The sequence below is a fragment of the Adhaeribacter aerolatus genome, from assembly GCF_007991635.1.
GTDB lineage: Bacteria > Bacteroidota > Bacteroidia > Cytophagales > Hymenobacteraceae > Adhaeribacter > Adhaeribacter aerolatus.
Map to the genome: position 1 here is coordinate 427,193 of NZ_BJYS01000001.1, position 19,061 is coordinate 446,253.

The following is a 19,061-nucleotide window of genomic DNA, read 5'->3' on the forward strand; positions in this document are numbered from 1 at the left end:
GTTCTGCGCAAGTCATATACCACTATTTATTATCTGCCTTTTAGATCGAATTTATTAAACCAGTACTTATTTCTTATTAATTAAATACGCCAATCAGAGATTGGCTTTACAGAAAATGCGTAGAGCGCTACGCTAACTCTACGCATAGCCATGTATAACCAGGAATAAAATAGCTTTTAATTCCGCAGGCGGGCCAGCTTGTCTGAATTTAAGATAACTATTTTGCCGCCGTTAATATCAATTAGTTTTTCGTCTTTGAAATCGGCGAGGGTGCGGATAACGGTTTCTTTGGAGGCGCCCACAATATTGGCCAAATCTTCGCGCGAAATGGTTACCTGGAAATTCTTGCCTTTGTCTTGCTGGTACTGTTTTTCGACGAGCAACAACGACTCGGCTACCCGTTTGCGCACGGAGTTATAAGCCAGTTTTAACAGACGCTCTTCTTTGTCGGCGAGGTTATCCGATAATATTTTGATGAATTTATTCGCAACATCGCGGTTGTTATAGAGCAACGAAAAAAAGTCTTCTTTCGGAATCAGGCAAATTTCGGAATCTTCCAGCGCCACCGCCGATTCGCGGTAAGGCTGGTCTTCGAGCAAATCTACGTACCCGATAAAATCTCCGGCTTTGTACAGGCTGGTAATATATTCGCGGCCTTCGGCATTGGTTTTGTAGGTTTTAACTTTGCCTTTGTTCAGAAAAAACAACGCATTGGGGTAATTACCTTCGGCAAAAAGCGGCTGTTTTTTTCGGACTTGGGATATTTTCCGTTCGTCAGTTAATAATTTATTCAAATCTTCCAGGCCGCGGGCTTCCTGAATAAAATTGTTCAGGCCTTCGGCGTTTTTCTGAAAATCAACTTTTAATATCTGGTTTTTTTTCAGCCGCATTTCTATGGCGTCCAGCAGTTCCAGGTCGTCGAAAGGCTTTATTAAATAATCATCCGCGCCCAAGTTCATACCTTTTCTAAAATCTTCTTTTTCGGATTTGGCGGTTAGAAATATAAACGGAATACCCGAGGTAGCCGGATTTTTGCCGAGCATGTGCAACACGCCGTAGCCATCCAGTTGGGGCATCATAATATCACAGATAATCAGATCAGGTAATTCGGCTTTGGCTAATTCCACCCCTACTTTGCCGTTTTCGGCTTCTAGTACGGTGTAATTGGCCAAGGTTAGTATTTCGGCAATATTTTCGCGGATGTCCTGGCTATCTTCTATCAGCAATATTTTGGTCATAGTTTTAGGCGTTTTGCGGTATGGTTATGGTAAAAGTGGTGCCTTGGTTCAGTTCGCTGGTATAATCGAGCGTCCCCTGCATAATATCTACGTATCTTTTTACAATATTTAATCCCAGGCCGGTTCCCTGAATGTTGGTTACATTCTGCGCCCGGAAAAAGGGGGTAAACAAATGTGTTTTATCAGCGTCCGGAATACCAATTCCCTGGTCTTTCACTTGTAACGTTAAGGTTTTATCGGTTAGTTTGGTATTCAGGAAAATATCTTTGCCCTCTCCCGAATATTTACTGGCGTTGGACAGTAAGTTAAATAAAATATTTTTTAATAAATTTTTATCCAGGTTAACTTCGGTTTTATCGCCGGTATGCTCGTAATAAATGCGCTGACCAGCCTTAATTACCCCTTGCATTTCTTCGGTTATATCGGTGGTGAAGGCTACCAAATCAAACGCCGAAGGCACGTTGTAAATTTTACCTTCTTCGATGCGGCTGATAGAAAGAAAATCGTTGAGGATAGAAGTTAAATTACTCACCGCCGATTTAATACGTTCCACGTGCTTCAGGCGCTTATCATCATCTTCGGTGGTTTTGTATTTCGATATTAACGAAGCCGAGGAAAGCACGGTACTCAAGGGCGTGCGGAACTCGTGCGAGGCAATGGTTACAAAGCGGGATTTTAGCTCGTGCAATTCTTTTTCTTTCTGCAAAGCTTTCCGGATTTCTATCTGCGCCTGGTAAAGCGTTTTATTCGTGTGCTCCAGTTTCTGAATCGCTTCGCCTAGTTCGCGGGTGCGTTCGGCCACCCGCTCTTCCAGTTCGGCGTTTAGTTTCCGGATTTCGGCCAGGTTTTTACTGTGCTCAATGCTGTATCGGATAGACCGCTCCAGATCGTACTGGTTAAAAGTGCCTTTTACCAAATAATCTGAAACCCCAACCCGCATGGCTTTTTCATCGGTTTCGCGGTCGCTCTGGCCGGTAAGTAGAATAAAGGGTGCTTCCACGCCCTGCTCAATGGCTTTGGTTATAAGTTCCAGCCCATTTTCGGCTCCTAACCTAAAATCGACCAGATAAATATTGTGTCTTTTCTCGTTGATAATGGCCAGCGCCTCCTCAAAAGAAGAAACCCATTCGAGTTGGTAAAGCCGTCCCGGAATATCCTGAATAATATCCTGGGTTATGATATAATCATCTTCATCATCGTCGACCAGCAAGATTTGGATCTTATCAGACATCTTTTTAGCGATTAGCTTTTAGTGATTAGAAATTAGTTGTTAGTGATTAGTTAAAAGAATGATTAGAAGTTAGTATTCAATATTATCAGATTGCTACAATCTAAATAATTGAATTAGCAATAGCTTCTTTTCCAATATCTAAAACCTAATTACTAACAACTAATAACTTACTACTATCTCACATCTTCGGCAGTTCTACTATCTCGAACCAATATTTGGTAACGGTTTTCATTACTTCTACCAGGGCCGAGAAGGTAACCGGTTTGGTAATAAAAGAGCTTACGCCCAAATCATAGGTTTTCAGAATATCTTCTTCGGCTTTGGAGGTTGTAAGCACCACTACCGGAATAGCCCGCAGGTGCGCATCGGCTTTAATCTCTTTTAAAGCTTCACGCCCGTCTTTTTTGGGCATATTTAAATCCAGCAAAATCAGGCCCGGTGTAGGAAATTTCTCCTTGTCGGCGTATTTTCCGTGGTTTTTGAGGTAATCTACCAATTCCTGCCCGTTTTCAACGAATTCCATTTTATTCGTCAACCGGCTTTCTTCCAGCGCTTCTTTTACCAGCATCCGGTCTTCCGGGTCATCATCGGCAATTAATATCACTATCGTTTTCTTATTTTTTGCGATCATATACTAGATAGTTTTTTCCTTCGGTTGTTTAAGCGCCAGGGTTATAATAAAACGAGTACCCACGCCCGGCTGGCTTTTGGCAGTTATATCGCCGCCGTGCCGGATGGCAATTTTGCGGCAGATGGCCAAACCAATGCCCGACCCTTCGTACTTATGGCCTTCCAGCCGCTGAAATATATTAAAAATCCGATCAAGATATTTCTCGTCGAAGCCAATGCCGTTGTCTTCCACGTAAATATCGGTTACTTCGTCGCCGGGAGTGGCCGTTAAATGAGCTTTTTTTTGAATGTGCTTCGCGTAAATATTAATAATAGGTTTTTCATTTTCTTTCCGGAACTTGATGGCATTGCTAACCAGGTTCTGAAACAATTGCCGCATTTGCGTGGGTTCGGCTTCTATTACGGGCAATGGCGATCTGATTATTTCGGCGTGGGTGCGCTCTATCAAAATCTCTAAATCCGAAAGCACCTCGGTTAGCACTTGGTCCAGGCTTACGGACATAAACGGTTTGGCTTTGGTGGTAACCCGCGAGAACGAGAGCAAATCATTAATCAGGTTTTGCATCCGCGACGCCGCATTCATCATGCGTTCGAGGTAATCTTTGCCTTGTTCGCTTAAGTTTTGCTGGTCTTTGGTTTTTAGCCGGTCGCCGAAGGCCTGAATTTTACGTAGTGGCTCCTGCAAATCGTGCGACGAAACGTAGGCAAAATCCTGTAGTTCCAGGTTACTCCGCTCCAGTTCGGCGGCGTAGCGGCGCAGGCGTTCTTCGTTCAGTTTTTGTTGGGTAATATCGTGCACAAAACCGGTATAAACCGTCCGGTCGGCCAGCTTCACTTCGCTAATACTTAAAAAGAACGGGAAAATACTGCCATCCTTGCGCATACCGGTAACCTCGCGGCCAATACCAATTATGCGTCGCTGGCCGGTCTGGTGGTAATGTTCCATGTAACCATCGTGGTTGCTCTGGTCGGGTTCGGGCATCAGCATGTTTACGCTTTTGCCCAGCAACTCGCCGGCCTCGTAGCCAAACAGCCGGGCGGCCGATGGGTTTACCATTTCCATAATGCCGCGTTTATCAATGGTAATAATACCGTCTACGGCGGCGTGGATAATGGCATTAATTTTATTTTCGCTTTCGCGGAGCGCATCTTCGGCTTTTTTCAGTCCGGTTATATCGTGAATAATACCGGTAAATATTTTTTTATTTTTGAGTTTAACCTCACTAATACTCAACAGAAACGGGAAAACCGTACCATCCTTTTTCCGGCCCAGCACCTCCCGGCCTTTGCCAATTATCTGCGGAATACCCGTACGATGATAATTCTGAATGTAAGAATCATGCTGGCTGTGGTCGGGTTCCGGCATTAATATTTTAACGTTTAGCCCAATTATTTCGTCCGGAGCAAAGCCAAATATACGGGCAGCGGCTGGGTTCACCGTTTCAATAATACCTTTGTCATCGATGGTAATAATACCGTCTATGGCTGTATCTATAATGGCTTGCAGCCGCGATTGGGTTTCAAAATCTTCCTGTCCTAAAGTATGCGTCACGCTTATGATTTTAGGTAAAAATATATACTTCTCCTTCGCCAATCAAGGTTTCGGCCTTAATCTTCTGTTTCATGACAATAATCATCCGCCGACCTGCCCGCGATCATCACGCCAGGCTGGCGGTTTTCCTAATTTTGTCTGGTCAGTAAAAGCTGTCTGATTAAATAAATAGCTTACCCGTTTTATTTAATTACCTGTTGATGGCTGTGTAGAATTTAAAGATGGCTTTGCTTTAGGTTATGAAAAACATTTTAGTTCCGACCGATTTTTCTAAAAATGCGTCTGATGCCGCGCACTATGCCGCCGCATTAGCTAATATTACCGGCGCGCGCCTCTTATTGTTTCATGCTTACCACGTAAGTGTAGCGCTGGCCGATGCGGCAGATCTGTCGATAGACCTGGATTTAGAAAATTTCGAGAATTTTAACCAGACCCAGATTGATAAATTAGCTTATGAGTTGCACCTGACCCATGGCATTTCGGTTACCCGCATTATGCGGCCCGGGTTTGCCGCCGATGAAATTCCGACTATTGCCCATCGCCTGAAAGCCGATTTAGTAGTAATGGGTTTGAGAGGCAAAGGGCAGGCAGCAGGTTCTAAGGTAGGCCAGATTACGGCGGCTATTATACAGGAAAGCAAAGTACCGGTGTTATGCGTGCCGGCTGGTTTAACTTTTGGTTCTTATGCCCCCTTTAATTTCCGCTACCAACTCTACGCCACGGTTACACAACCCGAATTTAATATCAGGCAAAAGCTGAATAATTTATTTGGCGCTTCGGTAGCATTAACACCCGACCCCCTTCCTACAACAAATTTACAAACAGTATCGCCGACGGCCGCCTTGCCCCAGGTCCAAGAACATCCGGCTGTAGGTTCCGGCTCCGGCAATCTTCTTCTAATTGAAGATATCCCGGTCATTAATCATTCGGATTCTGGCTTGCTGGTTATTAGTGCCGATAAAAATACCTGTAAGCAAATTGCCGTAAGCAATTTTCTGGCAAGTTACGTAGAGGGGCAGCTACAAATGCCGGTTTTGGTTTTACCCGATGAGTCTTAAACAATGGTAAGCGGTAAAAAAAAGAGCGCCTGTTAGGTAAAAAAAAGAGCGCCTGTTATAAAAATAACAGGCGCTCTTTTTTTAAATTAATTTAAGCCGGGCTGTTAAACCCAAATATTATGCTTCTTGTTTTTAGTGGGAGCAGCAACATCTTTAATATAAAGAAACCTACTAGAATGTGAATACCCCTCGTTCCAACCTTCGCCGGCCGGAATGGTGTAATTATCCGCGTCCGCAAATAATAAATTTTTCTTCTTTTTAGACTCTTCTTTGTTGATACTAGCAGCTAACATTTCTTAATTTATTTATTATCGTTATATACAAACTGTAGTGAAATATGCTATACGTATAATTGCGAATTTTGATGCTTGCCGTTTCGTTCGGTTCTGCTCTGCAAAGATACAAACAATATTTTATTTTATTGCGATATTGTATAAAAAACGCTAATAATTTTAAAAAAGTTTCATAAATATTAACCTTGTATTAAATATTTTTTATAAACCTTATCTTTAACTCTTTACCGTAAGATATTAATAACCAATTAGTTATTAAAATATTAAAATTAAAATAATTATTTATAATATCCGGAGGGCCTGAAAGTAAACTGTTTGCTAAAATCCTGAAGTTCATCGGTTAAGCTTACGGCCGGATAAACCGAAACAGCGCTTAGCTTATTGTTTGGATTAATAAATAAGGTCCGGGATTTCCGATCCTGTAGGATAAACAGCATTTCCAGGTTGGGGTAAATATCCTTAACTGCATCGGCTACATCCATTATGCTCAGGTTTTTATCTACCAAATTAAACACCCCCGGTGTCAGGTTAATATTTATCAAATTTGCCAAATCGCGGCCTACTTTGTCGATGTGTACGAAAGCCCGCTGCTGCAAACCACTCCCCTGCACGGTAATCCGGTTGGTAAAATGGGCGTCGAACATAAATTTATTTATAACCGCATCGAAACGCAGACTGCGGTTGTAGCCATACACGTTGCCGCACCGGATAACATAAGTTTGCATACGGTCGGATAAGCGGCTAATCATTTTTTCGCCGTTGTGCTTAGATATACCATAGTAGGTACGCGGTTGCGGCGGCGTATCTTCTTCAATTTGCTCTTCTGAAGCACCGTATACCGAACTGGAACTTAAATATACCACTTTCTGCACCTTGCTGTTTTCCAGGGCATAGCTCAATTCGGCCGAGCCCCAATGATTTACCTGCTCAAACATATGCGGATCGTCGTTAGAGAAAGTGGTAAGCACTTTGGCGGCTAAATGATAAACCACGTCTACTTCGGCAATTACCTTGCGTAGTTTATACGAGTCCAGAATATCGCCCAACACAAACTTAATGCGCTGATCAGGTAATTTATTATGCCCTAAAAAGAGGTTAAAATTTTTCCGGCTTAGGTTATCGTAAATAATTATTTCGGTTACGGCCGGGTCTTGGAGGAGTTGATGGGTAAGTTCGGTGCCGATATAGCCGGCACCGCCTGTTATTAGTATCTTCATTCTTATTTTTGAATCAGTTGGGTATGCAGGCCGCACTCGGTTTTGTTGGTACCAAACCAGCGGCCGCTGCGGTCATCGAGCAGCGCGTTTACATCTACTTTCCGGGTGCAAGGCTCACAGCCAATGCTCATGTACCCTTCGCCTTCCAGCGGGTGCTTGGGCAATTTAAATTCCCGGATATAATCGTAAACCATTTTGCTCGTCCAGCCCAGCATGGGGTGGAACCGGATAACACCGTTGGGCGCTTTTTCTTCGCGCCGCATTTGCGCCCGCACTTTGCTCTGGTCGCCGCGTACGCCGCTAATCCACACATCAAAGCTAGCCAGAATAGGCTCTAAGGGCTGAATTTTATTTAAGTAGCAGCAGTAATCCGGATCAGAAGTAAACAGCAACTGGCCATTGGCATCGCGCTGCTGGTTACGGGGCACCGCCGAGTACAAATCGGTAATATGTAAGCCCAGCATATCTTGCACCTGCTCCCGGAAACTCAATGTTTCGGGGAAATGGTAACCCGTGTTTAAAAAATAAACCGGCGTTTCGGGCGCTACCCGGCTAAGAATATGCAGCAAAGGCATACTGTTGGTTTGCAGGGAGGAAGAGGCAAATATTTTTAAGCCCCGTTCTTTGTACACATCCAAATCCTGCTTAATTTCTGCTACGAGCGTTTCGAAATTATTCATCTTATTAATTATTAGCCGCTTTCAAATTAGTAAAGCGATTTATCTATGTCGGCCAGAAGCTTTTCTATTAGTCGCTGGCCAGTTATTATCAGTATTTCGGTACCGAAGGGTCGATCTCATCGGACCAAGCCAGGATACCACCTTTTAAATTATATAAATTGGTAAAACCGTATCTCGATTCGAGGGCTGCAATGGCGTTGCCGCTGCGGGCACCGCTTCTACAATGCACCACTACTTGTTTGTCGCGCGCAATTTTATCGGTGTTGGCTTCTACCTGCCCCAGCGGAATCAGTTCGCCTTGTAAGTTGGCAATCTGGTACTCGTGCGGTTCGCGCACATCAATTAATTGAAAGTCGGCTTTCTCGTCTATCAGTTTTTTCAACTCCTGAACGGTAACTTCTTTCATGTGGCTATGGGTTAATTTTTTGAGGTTAATGGTTGCATTTACTTAAAAATAAGGCACAAAAAAAGCCTCCCCGCATACGGAGAGGCTCTATTCCTATATAAATGGCTAGTATTCTAAATCACACCGACCATAAGCCTTTCCGTACACGGCACAGCCATGCAACAGCAACAAGTTGCGGGCATCATGGGTGTAGGTAAAAGGTTCTGCGTCTGCATTATTTGTTCTTTATTCGCACAAAGCTAAGTACTAACTTTTAATTAAAAAAATAAGTGCCGGATTATTTAACTCAACAAATATGATGCTGAAAATATTCCTTTGGCGGCTATCTTTTCTTTTAATTGCTTAAATAGCTAAAAGGTATACCATTCTGCGTTAAATAAGTTTAATATTTTTAGGTAAAACCACTAAATAATTTAAACATTCTGCCTTCACCTGGCAGTTAATTAATTTTACAAATAAAACCACCGTTTAACAAAGAAGATTTGTTGTACCTGAAAGGTTCGCCGTTGGGCATTGTCATGATGCCGCCGCTGCCCGCTACAATGGCCTGGCCGGCGGCCGTATCCCACTCCATGGTAGGGCCGTGGCGGTAATAAATATGCGCTTTGCCTTCGGCTACGTAGCAAAATTTAAGCGAACTGCCCGCCGAAATAGACTTTACCACCGGATAATTTTGCAGAATAGCCTGTTCGTCCGGAGAGGCATGCGAGCGGCTGCCAATCGCAATCCATTCGGGCGCATCGGCCTGTACGCGTAAGGTCTTGGTTTCGCCGGTGGAGGTTCTTTTAAAGCTGCCCATTTCAAGACCGCCGTAATACAAATCTCCGGTAACCGGCACGTAAATTACGCCCAGCACTGGCGTATTTTTATGAATCAAGGCTATATTAACAGTAAATTCGCCGTTCCGGTGAATAAATTCTTTGGTGCCATCCAGCGGGTCTACGCACCAGAAATATTCCCAATTTTGCCGCTCTTCGTACGGAATAGCCGCGCCTTCTTCGGAAAGAATTGGAATTTCCGGAGTGAGTTGCTCGAGTCCTTGCTGGATAATCAGGTGCGAAGCTTCGTCAGCCAGGGTCAGCGGCGATTCGTCGGTTTTTAACTTAACCAGGCCGGCTTCCTGCGGATTATTATACACTACCAGGATGGCCTCACCGGCATCTATCGCTATTTTTAAAAGTTTTTCCAGGTCTATTTCCATGAACATGATTAAGGTAGGCTAAACTAAAACTACCACTAATGAGTTTATTTATTTGCACAAATATTCAAACTTATTTAAATATTTTTTAAATATCCAACATAACCTCTTAATTTTGGCCTCCAAAACGAAGACGTCGGTATGGCCGAACATATTTACCCTATTTTTGACCAAACCCTTAACCGCCAGGATAAGGAAGCGTTGCTGAAGCAACGGGCCGTGGTGGTATGGATGGCGGGCTTATCGGGTTCCGGCAAAAGCACCCTGGCTAAGGGCCTGGAGCGCGAATTGCACGCGCAAGGCTTTTTAACCCAACTGCTCGACGGCGATAACCTGCGCAGCGGCATCAACAATAACCTGGGCTTTTCGGAAGCGGATCGGCTCGAAAATATTCGTCGCTCGGCCGAAACGGCTAAATTATTTTTAAACGCCGGCCTGGTTACCATTTGCTCGCTTATTAGCCCCACCGAAGAAATCCGGAATCTGGCCCGTAATATTATTGGCGAGGCAGACTTTTGCGAAGTGTATGTAAATGCACCATTTGAGGTTTGTGCCGAACGGGATGTAAAGGGCTTATACAAAAAAGCCCTGAACGGCGAAATCAAGAACTTTACCGGCTTAGATGCCCCTTTTGAAGCGCCAGCACAGCCAGCGCTCGAAATCCGGACCGACCTGGAAGATTATTCAGCCAGCCTGCAGAAATTACTCGACTTGCTACTGCCCCGCATCAAACTTTGTTGTTGTTGAAAGCGGCACCCGGAAAACACTTTTCCGGTATAAAAAAATCAATTAATTTAATATTCAATAAATTTTTCCGTGGGCTACCAGCCCTGGACAATGGACGAAACAGACATGTCTTATTCTTATAAATTAAGTTATTTAAAACAACTGGAAGCCGAATCTATTTACATAATGCGGGAAGCGGTGGCCCAGTTCGAAAAACCGGTTCTGTTATTTTCCGGTGGCAAAGACTCTATTGTAATGGCGCACTTGGCCCGAAAGGCTTTCTGGCCGGCTAAATTGCCTTTTCCGATGTTACATGTAGATACCGGTCATAATTTTCCGGAGACCATCGAATTCCGTGACTACCTGGTAAATAAAATTGGTGCCCGCTTAGTTGTGCGCACCGTACAGGACTCCATCGACCAAGGTTTAGCTGTAGAAGAAAAGGGCCCCAACCCTAGCCGGAATGGCTTGCAAACGGTAACCCTGCTAAGCGCTATCGAAGAATTTAAGTTTGATGTGGCGTTTGGCGGTGCCCGCCGCGATGAAGAAAAGGCCCGCGCGAAAGAACGTTTCTTCTCGCACCGCGATGAGTTCAGCCAGTGGGACCCCAAAAATCAGCGCCCGGAATTGTGGCATTTGTACAACGGCCGCAAAAACCCCGGCGAACACTTCCGGGTGTTTCCGTTAAGTAACTGGACCGAGTTGGATATCTGGCAATATATTTCCGAAGAAGAATTGGAACTGCCTTCTATCTATTTCTCGCACCAGCGCGAAATTGTAAACCGCCAGGGCGTTTTATTAGCTAAATCCGAATTTATTACCTTACTCAAAGGCGAGCAGTACGAAGAAAAAACCATTCGCTTCCGGACCGTAGGCGACATGAGTTGCACCGGGGCCGTAGAATCGCCGGCCAGTAACCTGGATGATATTATTGCCGAAGTAGCCGCCGCCCGCGTAACCGAACGGGCTGCCCGCGCCGACGACCAGCGTTCCGAAGCCGCCATGGAAGACCGGAAAAAACAAGGATATTTTTAATTGTCAAATTGTTAAATTGCTGATTGGTGCTTGTTAAAAACCGGAAAAAACCCGACAACTAACAACAGACAACTGGCAACCAAGATATAATGGAAATAAAAGAACAAAAAAGAGAAGCCGATTTATTGCGTTTTATCACCTGCGGCAGCGTAGACGATGGCAAAAGCACCCTGATTGGCCGCTTACTCTACGATACCAAAACTATTTTTGAAGACCAGCTGCAAAATATTGAAAGAACCAGCCAGCAGCGGGGCGAAGAGTACGTAAACCTGGCCTTGTTAACCGATGGGCTACGGGCCGAACGCGAGCAGGGCATTACCATTGATGTGGCTTACCGCTACTTTGCCACGCCCAACCGCAAATTTATCATGGCCGATACGCCAGGGCACATTCAGTATACCCGCAACATGGTAACCGGCGCTTCTACCGCTAACCTGGCTATTGTGCTGGTAGATGCCCGTAAAGGCGTAATTGAGCAAACCTGCCGCCACACGTTTATTACCTCGCTCCTGAAAATTGATCACGTAATTTTGTGCGTAAACAAAATGGATCTGGTTGGTTTTAGCGAGGAGGTATTCAACAAAATTAAAACAGATTTCGAAACGTTTATCTCGCGCCTGGATATTGCCGATGTAAGCTACATTCCGGTGAGCGCCTTGCAGGGCGATAATATTGTAAACCGCTCTGAAAGTATGCCGTGGTACGAAGGGCCAACCCTGTTATACACCCTCGAGAATGTGCATCTGGGCAGCGATTTGAATTTTGTGGATGCCCGTTTCCCGGTACAATATGTATCGCGGCCCCAAACGACCGAGTACCACGACTTCCGTGGTTACGCCGGTCGGGTGGAGGGTGGTGTTTTTAAGCCCGGCGACGAAGTAATGATATTGCCCTCCGGCTTTACAAGCACCATCAATTCTATCGAAACGTTTGATGGTCCGCTGGCAGAAGCCTTCCCGCCCATGTCGGTTACGATAACCCTGGCCGATGAGATTGATATTAGCCGGGGCGATATGATTGTAAAGCCGAACAACCAGCCGCAGGCTTCCCAGGATGTAGAACTCATGATTTGCTGGATGAACGAAAAACCGTTGGTAAAAGGGCGTAAATATATTATCCGGCATACTACCCGTGAAGCCAAATGCCTCGTAAAAGAAATCCGGTATAAGATGAATATTAATACGCTGCACAAAATAGAAGACGACCTGAGTATTGGCCTGAACGATATTGCCCGGATTGCCATTCGTACTACTGTACCTTTGTTCTACGATGAATACCGCCGGAACTCCGCCACTGGTAGCCTGATTCTGGTAGATGAATTTACCAACGAAACACTGGCAGCAGGTATAATTTTATAAGATTTATCCAAAATGCTTTTGTATAAGAGCTATGTTTTAGAACATAGCTCTTTTTTTTATGGTTATTTTTTAAATTCTACAAAAATTATTATATCAATCTTGTTTTAAAACCAGAATTTGCCAATGAAAAAAAATATTATAAATAAAAAAAGAAAATATATGATAAATACATATTAGCTTAGTCCAAATTAAAACTTCTGCTTAGCTTAGTCTGTAGCAAGAAAACTAAAAATCGAAATGCAGTCTATAGACGAGGTTTTATTAATAGACGACGATCAAATCAGTAATTTTTTAACTACCTCTCTTTTGAAAAGAATTGGGGTAGCTAAAAATATTTCTATTTGTTTGGATGGAAGAGAGGCCATGGATTTGCTGCAAAACCGAAAGGAAACCAGTACACCTTTTCCGGAGTTAGTTCTGCTGGATATTAACATGCCCGATATGGATGGGTTTGAATTTTTGAAGGCTTTCCGGGTATTAAGCGCCTGCCCAAACCAACCGGTAATTGCTATTTTAACTACTTCGCAAAATTACCAGGATGTGGAGATGCTGAAAAATTTTCCGGAAATAGAAGTGTTTCTGAACAAACCCTTGTACGAAGAGGATGTACATTTTCTGCTCTCCGAATATTTTACCCGGTAACAAAAAACCGCTCCATTAACCCAACCTGCTTCTCTTACGCCAACCAATCTGAAATTTACCTGGTTGGGTTAGTCAGCAAATCTTTTTACCAGCCTTCCGCTAAAATATCTGTTAAATATCCGGGCCACCGGCCGTTACTTTTCCGCAGAAACTATTATCTTCAAACGCAGAAAAAAAGGAGGAGGAACCACATGCGCGTTTTACATACGTCGGATTGGCATTTAGGAAAGAGGTTAGAACAATGTGAACGGACCGATGAGCATCAGCATTTTCTGGACTGGCTCGTGCAAACCATTCAGGCGCAACAAGTTGAAGTTTTAGTAATTGCGGGGGATATTTTCGATACGGGCTCTCCGTCCAACACGGCTTTAAAACAATATTACGATTTTCTGTGGCGCCTGCGGAACTCCGGTTGCCGCGAAATAATTATTATAGGGGGTAACCACGACTCGGTTTCTACCCTGAATGCGCCCAAAGCCTTGCTCCGGTATTTTAACGTGCACGTAATAGGCGGCGCTACCGCCGATATTCGCGAAGAAATAATTCCGGTTGCCGATACGGCCGGTAATACCCGGCTGGTAGTTTGTGCCGTGCCATTTCTGCGCGATAAAGACATTCGGTTATCGGTACCCGGGGAAACGTACGAAGAACAGGAAGTTCGCCTGAAGCGCGGCATTTGCGCCCACTATGAGGAACTGGTGGAACACATAGAGCTTTACAAGCAACAAGGAATACCGGTAATGGCCATGGGTCATTTATTTGCCGCCGGCAGTTCCGCTTCCGACAGCGAAAAAGAAATTCACGTGGGCAACCTGGGCCAGATTTGCGGCGATCAGTTTCCGGCAGCGTTTGATTATGTAGCTTTGGGCCATTTACACCGGCCCCAAAAAGTAAACGGGTTTCAACACATCCGTTATTCCGGCTCTCCTATTCCGCTTAGTTTTAGCGAAGTAGAAGACAAAAAAATAATTATTATCCTCGATTTTGCCGACGGCCAGCTTACCCGCCTCGAAGAAGTACAGGTGCCCGTTTGCCGGAAGCTGGTGCGCTTTCGTGGTGATTTAGATAAAATCAGGCGACATATTACCACTTTCGACAACAGCGATTACCCCTACCCGGCCTGGGTGGAAATACAGGTGGAAACCGAAAATTTTATTCACGACCTAGATAGTCAGTTGCAGGATTTTCTGGGCGGAAAGAACCATTTGCAGTTCTTTACGCGACAGGTACGATTAGCCCCGGCGCAAGCCCTGGAAACAACCCTGCCGGAAATGCAGCAATTACACGAACTGCAGCCCAAAGATGTTTTCCGGAAAAAATGCGAAACGGCTTTCCCGGCCGCTGACGAAAATGCTTTTAGTGATTTACTCAGCACCTTCGACGAGTTACTCGAATTAATGCATCAGCAGGAATCTAAATAAAGAGGTTATCCAAGCTCTGAAACTATGCCTGCCAAGCGGGGAACCTTTCAAATTTTTGCTTAATAGCCCTTTATCTGCTTATTAGTTTTTGCTGACGATTTATTTAGCCTTATTATTAAATGAAAATATTAGGTATCCGGTTTCAGAATCTGAACTCCCTGAAAGGGGTACACGAAATCTGTTTTAACCAAAGCCCTTTAGCTGAAGCGGGTTTATTTGCTATTACGGGCCCTACCGGCGCCGGCAAAACCACTATTCTGGATGCCATAACCGTGGCCCTGTACGGCAAAGTGCACCGCCACGACCGCGATGCCTTCGAAATCATGACCCGCCATACCTCAGAGTGTTATTCGGAGGTTGAATTTGAGGTAAAAGAAAAAGCTTACCGCGCTAAGTGGTTATTGCGGCGCAGCCGGGGCAAAACTGATGGCAAACTGCAGGATGTAAAAATGGAGTTGAGCGAGGTCGCCACCGGTAAAATACTGGAATCGAAGCTGACCGAAACCAAAAACCGCATTATAGAAATAACCGGGCTGGATTACAGCCAGTTTCTGCGCTCAGTTATGCTCTCGCAAGGCGATTTTACCCGTTTCCTGAAAGCCAGCGAAAGCGAACGCAGCGAATTACTCGAAAAAATAACTGATACCGGCATTTATTCCGAAATATCGGTCTGGGCTTTTGAGAAAGCTAAAACCGAGAAAAAGGAACTGGAAAACCTGCGGCAGAGACTGAAGGATGTGGTTTTATTAACCACCGAAGAAGAAACGCATTACCAGGATCAGCTGCGAGAACTTCACCACCAGGAAAAAGCGCTGCGCCAGATTAAATATACCATTGATAACCAGGTAAACTGGCTGCAAAACATACAAAAACTGGAACTCCAAAAACAGGAAGTTACCAGCCATTTAACTGAGCAACAGGCCCTGCGCGAGCGCCAGCAACCCCAGTTTCGGCGGCTCCAACAGCACCAGCAAGCCCTGGTTTATAAGCCGGCACTGGCCCAGTTAGAAACAACCCATAACTATTATAAAAATATTACCCAAACCCTCGAAAGCTTAAACCAGCAATTACCGGCCCTACAAGCCGAAGCCCGGGAAGCAGCCCAAGGATTAAAGCAAGCCGAAGAAAATGCGACCACGGCCACCGCTAATCTGCAACAGGCGCAGCCAATTCTGGAAAAGGTAATTCAACTGGATGCCACTATTAAGCACCAGCGGGAAGCTTACGAACAGGCCTTAACAGCGTATAATCACTTAAGTACCGAAGTTAATACGGCTACTGAACAAACTGCTAAAAAGCAAGCCGATCTAAATAAACTAAACGGGCAAATTCTGGACTTGCAGCATTGGTTGGGTGAACACGAAGGCGAAGCCTGTCTGGAGCGCGAAATAGATAATTTCCGGCGATTTATCCAGGATTTACAAGATGTTTACCAGGATATTCGGAAAAAAGAGCTCGAAAAAGCAAAGCTGGAAAAACAAAACCAGGACGAGGAAAGAAACCTGACCGCTATTCAGGAAAATATTACCCGCTACCAGCAAACCGTTGCCGAAATCGAAACAACCCGTCAGCAGTTGCAGTCGCAGTTAAAAAAAATATTAGCCGGTAAAACCCTGGAGGCGTTGGAAGCTATAGCCAGTAGTTTACCCGCCCTGATTAGCCTTTGCGAGCAGCAAGCCCAATTAGCCGACCAATTTGCCCAGTTGCAAACCCGCGAAGCGGAAGTAACTAAACTAGTTGCGCAAAATGGCCTAACGCTGAAAAATGCCCGCGCCGAACTCCTGCATTACCAAACGCAACAGGCGGAAGCAGAGACCCATTTAAAAGATTTACAAGCGCTGGTAGAACTGGAAATCCGGATTCAGAAGTACGAAAAAGACCGTGAGTTATTGAAATCCGGCGAAGCCTGCCCTTTATGCGGCTCCGACCAGCACCCTTTTGTGCAGCACCAATACCAAACCCGGTTAAGCGAAGCTGAAGAAAAACGCAATGCCTACCAGCAATATGTAACCGACTTTACGGCCCAGGTAAATCGCCAAACAACTCATATTACCACCCTGGAAACGCGAATAGCTGCTGATACGGAGCAAGTAAAAGGTTTAAAAAATGAGATAAATAGCATTTTACAAAAGTTTGAGCAGCATAACAAGCTTCTGCCCAAGCCTTTGGAAATCGGTAATTTAAGTTTAATCTGGCGGGTTTGCCAAAGCAAGCAGCAAGATTACGAAAAATGCCGCAGTACCATCGGGCAGATAAGGGAATTTGAAACCCAATTAAAAACGCTGGATCAGAAAATGGTGCAAAGCCGGGAAGCAGCATTCCGGGCCGAAAACGAATCTGGCCAGCTGGCCGAAAAGAGGAGAGGTACCCAGAGTTTAATCCGCCGAATAGCGGATGAACTGATTGACCTCCGAGACCAGGAAAAGCATTTTACCGCCGATGCGGGTTCTTTTCTCTCGGCGTTTAATTTAACTTTCGATTATCAGCACCGCGAACTTCTGGAAAAGGAGTTAGCGGCCCGGGCCGCTGCCTATATTAAAAACAATAATTTACTCCGCGATCTGCAGCTTACGCAAAAGCAAACCGAAACCGATTTGCATAAAACACTCGAAATATTAACCGAGAAGAAAAATATCTTAGTTGCCCAACAGAAGGAACTGGCAAACCAACTAACAGCGCTGCAGAATGTAGAAGCCGAACGAAAATCTTTATTTAACGATAAACAACCGGCCGCCGAACGCGAACGGCTGCAACAGAATGTTGACCAGCATACGGCCCTGGTAAATACCTTGCGTGTAACTTTAAACCAGAAGCAGGAAGCCTTAAACCTGAACCAGAAACAGCAAGCAGAACGCCAACAAGAACAAGCGCACCTGCAAGCCGAATTTGACCAGCTTACCCGGAATCTAACTGCCCAAATTCAGGCCAAAGGCATTAGTTCCGTCGAGGCTTTGGTAGAACTGTTTTTATCCGAAGAAGAAGCACAGCAGATTGCCACGTACCAGCAGCAACTGGAAAATAGCCTGGCTTCGGCAGCGCAATTATTACAGCATACCGAAATAAATTTACATAAAGAAACTGCCCGAGCCTTAACCACCGAAAACGAAGAAACCTTAACGGCCCAAATACAAAATATAGAGCGCGAAATAACCCAGCACAACCGCGAAATAGGTCGTTTAGAAGAACTCCTGAAGAAAGATGCGGAGCTAAAAGAACGGCATCAGGCGCTGGCCCGGCAAATTGAAATTCAGCAAAAAGAATATTTGCGCTGGGATAAACTGGCTACCTTAATTGGATCGGCCGATGGGAAAAAATTCAGCAAGTTTGCCCAAGGGCTTACTTTGGCCCGTTTGGTTATGCTGGCCAACCGGCACCTGCTAAAAATAAACCAGCGCTACCGTATTCTGAAAAACCCTGAACAGGACCTGGACCTCCAAATTATAGATACTTACCAGGCCGATGCTGTCCGGCCGATGACGACTTTATCGGGCGGCGAAAGCTTTCTGGTAAGCCTCGCGCTGGCGCTAGGCTTATCAGATTTGGCCGGCCGGCAGGCCCAGATCGGCTCTTTGTTTATCGATGAAGGCTTCGGCACGTTGGATGCCGAGACCTTGGATACCGCTATTACATCGCTCGAAAACCTGCAGGCCAGCGGCAAAATGATTGGTATTATTTCGCACGTAGAGGCGCTAAAAGAACGCATCAGCACCCAGATTCAGGTAATTAAAATGACGGGCGGCACCAGCAAACTGCAAATTATAGGGCACGCGGCGGATGCTTACAACTAAAAAATAGTTTAGTTAATCTTTCAGAAGGAGTTCCATTTGGTAAAGGTCGAAGCCTGGTGCCCAGAAATCTTTTTGGGTTGTTTCTAATTTAAAACCCATTTTCTGGTAAAACAAATAAACTAATTGGGTGGTCCGTACACAAACCAGGTTAATAGCCGGGTTTTTCTGGAGTAAATTAATCCGGTACTGCGTGAGTTGTTTCCCGATTCCCTGCCCTTGAAAACATGGATGAATAATATCCCAAGATAGGCGGGCTTCTTGTTTATTGTGAAAATAGTTTATACCGCCCGAGCCAACAATTTCTCCGTTGATTTCTACTACAAAATAATCTTCCCGGTGATGGTCGAGGTAATAAATAAAATCGGCTTCTTCTGACGGTGCAAAATATTGCGGCGAATTTAGCTGGAGCAGGTTTAATAGTCCGTTTTTGTCTTTTACAGAATATTCCCGAATCATACATTGGTTTTACAGAGGCTGGCAATCAATATTAAACTTATAATAACTGCTATTAACCCAAGCTTCTAAAGAATTGGAGCTGCCTATTAATTACTGACGTTACGCAAAATATTCTTCTAAATAATCTATGGG

Annotated in this window: 16 protein-coding genes and 1 pseudogene; 7 read left to right on the forward strand and 10 right to left on the reverse strand. The window is 44.8% G+C overall.

Annotated elements, in window-relative coordinates; all coding sequences use genetic code 11:
• Positions 1–176: 176 nt before the first annotated feature.
• From AAE02nite_RS01800 to AAE02nite_RS01815, 4 genes are all read right to left on the reverse strand, one after another.
• The gene (locus AAE02nite_RS01800; protein WP_146894712.1) at positions 177–1,238 is read right to left on the reverse strand and encodes a response regulator; all 1,062 of its coding nucleotides are present in this window, start codon (positions 1,236–1,238) and stop codon (positions 177–179) included.
• A gap of 4 nt (positions 1,239–1,242) precedes the next feature.
• Complete coding sequence (locus tag AAE02nite_RS01805) at positions 1,243–2,469, reverse strand: hybrid sensor histidine kinase/response regulator (protein ID WP_146894713.1); 1,227 nt, start codon at positions 2,467–2,469, stop codon at positions 1,243–1,245.
• Between the two features lie 178 nt (positions 2,470–2,647).
• Entirely contained in the window at positions 2,648–3,100 is a 453-nt protein-coding gene (locus tag AAE02nite_RS01810; RefSeq protein ID WP_218033422.1) for a response regulator, read from the reverse strand.
• Positions 3,101–3,103: 3 nt separating this feature from the next.
• Entirely contained in the window at positions 3,104–4,651 is a 1,548-nt protein-coding gene (locus tag AAE02nite_RS01815) for a sensor histidine kinase (RefSeq protein ID WP_146894714.1), read from the reverse strand.
• Between the two features lie 239 nt (positions 4,652–4,890).
• Here AAE02nite_RS01815 and AAE02nite_RS01820 point away from each other — a divergent pair, with 239 nt between their 5' ends.
• On the forward strand, positions 4,891–5,709 hold the full coding sequence (locus AAE02nite_RS01820; protein ID WP_146894715.1) for a universal stress protein: 819 nt from the start codon (positions 4,891–4,893) through the stop codon (positions 5,707–5,709).
• Between the two features lie 104 nt (positions 5,710–5,813).
• Here the strand turns inward: AAE02nite_RS01820 and AAE02nite_RS01825 are convergent, their stop codons facing one another.
• From AAE02nite_RS01825 to cysQ, 5 genes are all read right to left on the reverse strand, one after another.
• Positions 5,814–6,002 (reverse strand): hypothetical protein, encoded by a 189-nt coding sequence (locus AAE02nite_RS01825; protein ID WP_146894716.1) that lies wholly within the window; start codon positions 6,000–6,002, stop codon positions 5,814–5,816.
• Positions 6,003–6,280: 278 nt separating this feature from the next.
• On the reverse strand, positions 6,281–7,219 hold the full coding sequence (locus tag AAE02nite_RS01830) for an NAD-dependent epimerase/dehydratase family protein (RefSeq protein WP_146894717.1): 939 nt from the start codon (positions 7,217–7,219) through the stop codon (positions 6,281–6,283).
• Between the two features lie 2 nt (positions 7,220–7,221).
• A complete protein-coding gene (locus tag AAE02nite_RS01835) occupies positions 7,222–7,899 on the reverse strand; it encodes a phosphoadenylyl-sulfate reductase (protein ID WP_146894718.1) in 678 nt (225 codons plus the stop codon).
• A gap of 88 nt (positions 7,900–7,987) precedes the next feature.
• Positions 7,988–8,305 carry a rhodanese-like domain-containing protein gene (locus AAE02nite_RS01840; protein ID WP_146894719.1) on the reverse strand — a complete coding sequence of 106 codons (318 nt, stop codon included), beginning with the start codon at positions 8,303–8,305 and terminating at the stop codon, positions 7,988–7,990.
• Positions 8,306–8,744: 439 nt separating this feature from the next.
• The gene (cysQ, locus tag AAE02nite_RS01845; protein WP_146894720.1) at positions 8,745–9,506 is read right to left on the reverse strand and encodes a 3'(2'),5'-bisphosphate nucleotidase CysQ; all 762 of its coding nucleotides are present in this window, start codon (positions 9,504–9,506) and stop codon (positions 8,745–8,747) included.
• Positions 9,507–9,644: 138 nt separating this feature from the next.
• Here cysQ and cysC point away from each other — a divergent pair, with 138 nt between their 5' ends.
• The 6 genes and pseudogenes from cysC (at position 9,645) to AAE02nite_RS01875 (ending at position 18,473) form a co-directional block, all read left to right on the forward strand.
• Positions 9,645–10,250 carry an adenylyl-sulfate kinase gene (gene cysC, locus AAE02nite_RS01850; RefSeq protein WP_146894721.1) on the forward strand — a complete coding sequence of 202 codons (606 nt, stop codon included), beginning with the start codon at positions 9,645–9,647 and terminating at the stop codon, positions 10,248–10,250.
• Between the two features lie 90 nt (positions 10,251–10,340).
• The gene (cysD, locus tag AAE02nite_RS01855; RefSeq protein WP_146894722.1) at positions 10,341–11,264 is read left to right on the forward strand and encodes a sulfate adenylyltransferase subunit CysD; all 924 of its coding nucleotides are present in this window, start codon (positions 10,341–10,343) and stop codon (positions 11,262–11,264) included.
• Between the two features lie 80 nt (positions 11,265–11,344).
• Positions 11,345–12,622: pseudogene (cysN, locus tag AAE02nite_RS01860) on the forward strand (sulfate adenylyltransferase subunit CysN); the annotation flags it as partial.
• 237 nt (positions 12,623–12,859) lie between these two features.
• Positions 12,860–13,264, forward strand: a complete 405-nt coding sequence (locus tag AAE02nite_RS01865; RefSeq protein WP_146894724.1) for a response regulator — start codon at positions 12,860–12,862, stop codon at positions 13,262–13,264.
• A 191-nt stretch (positions 13,265–13,455) separates the two neighbouring features.
• Positions 13,456–14,685, forward strand: coding sequence for an exonuclease SbcCD subunit D C-terminal domain-containing protein (locus AAE02nite_RS01870; protein ID WP_146894725.1), 1,230 nt, complete (start codon positions 13,456–13,458; stop codon positions 14,683–14,685).
• A gap of 119 nt (positions 14,686–14,804) precedes the next feature.
• On the forward strand, positions 14,805–18,473 hold the full coding sequence (locus AAE02nite_RS01875; protein WP_146894726.1) for an AAA family ATPase: 3,669 nt from the start codon (positions 14,805–14,807) through the stop codon (positions 18,471–18,473).
• Between the two features lie 12 nt (positions 18,474–18,485).
• On the opposite strand, the gene AAE02nite_RS01880 is transcribed toward AAE02nite_RS01875, so the two are convergent.
• A complete protein-coding gene (locus AAE02nite_RS01880) occupies positions 18,486–18,929 on the reverse strand; it encodes a GNAT family N-acetyltransferase (RefSeq protein WP_146894727.1) in 444 nt (147 codons plus the stop codon).
• Positions 18,930–19,061: the final 132 nt, after the last annotated feature.

Coding starts and splice junctions, on each gene's coding strand:
- AAE02nite_RS01800 (WP_146894712.1), bottom strand. CDS start 1,238: ATGACCAAAATATTGCTGATAGAAGATAGCCAGGACATCCGCGAAAAT.
- AAE02nite_RS01805 (WP_146894713.1), bottom strand. CDS start 2,469: ATGTCTGATAAGATCCAAATCTTGCTGGTCGACGATGATGAAGATGAT.
- AAE02nite_RS01810 (WP_218033422.1), bottom strand. CDS start 3,100: ATGATCGCAAAAAATAAGAAAACGATAGTGATATTAATTGCCGATGAT.
- AAE02nite_RS01820 (WP_146894715.1), top strand. CDS start 4,891: ATGAAAAACATTTTAGTTCCGACCGATTTTTCTAAAAATGCGTCTGAT.
- AAE02nite_RS01825 (WP_146894716.1), bottom strand. CDS start 6,002: ATGTTAGCTGCTAGTATCAACAAAGAAGAGTCTAAAAAGAAGAAAAAT.
- AAE02nite_RS01830 (WP_146894717.1), bottom strand. CDS start 7,219: ATGAAGATACTAATAACAGGCGGTGCCGGCTATATCGGCACCGAACTT.
- AAE02nite_RS01835 (WP_146894718.1), bottom strand. CDS start 7,899: ATGAATAATTTCGAAACGCTCGTAGCAGAAATTAAGCAGGATTTGGAT.
- AAE02nite_RS01840 (WP_146894719.1), bottom strand. CDS start 8,305: ATGAAAGAAGTTACCGTTCAGGAGTTGAAAAAACTGATAGACGAGAAA.
- cysQ (WP_146894720.1), bottom strand. CDS start 9,506: ATGGAAATAGACCTGGAAAAACTTTTAAAAATAGCGATAGATGCCGGT.
- cysC (WP_146894721.1), top strand. CDS start 9,645: ATGGCCGAACATATTTACCCTATTTTTGACCAAACCCTTAACCGCCAG.
- cysD (WP_146894722.1), top strand. CDS start 10,341: ATGGACGAAACAGACATGTCTTATTCTTATAAATTAAGTTATTTAAAA.
- AAE02nite_RS01865 (WP_146894724.1), top strand. CDS start 12,860: ATGCAGTCTATAGACGAGGTTTTATTAATAGACGACGATCAAATCAGT.
- AAE02nite_RS01870 (WP_146894725.1), top strand. CDS start 13,456: ATGCGCGTTTTACATACGTCGGATTGGCATTTAGGAAAGAGGTTAGAA.
- AAE02nite_RS01875 (WP_146894726.1), top strand. CDS start 14,805: ATGAAAATATTAGGTATCCGGTTTCAGAATCTGAACTCCCTGAAAGGG.
- AAE02nite_RS01880 (WP_146894727.1), bottom strand. CDS start 18,929: ATGATTCGGGAATATTCTGTAAAAGACAAAAACGGACTATTAAACCTG.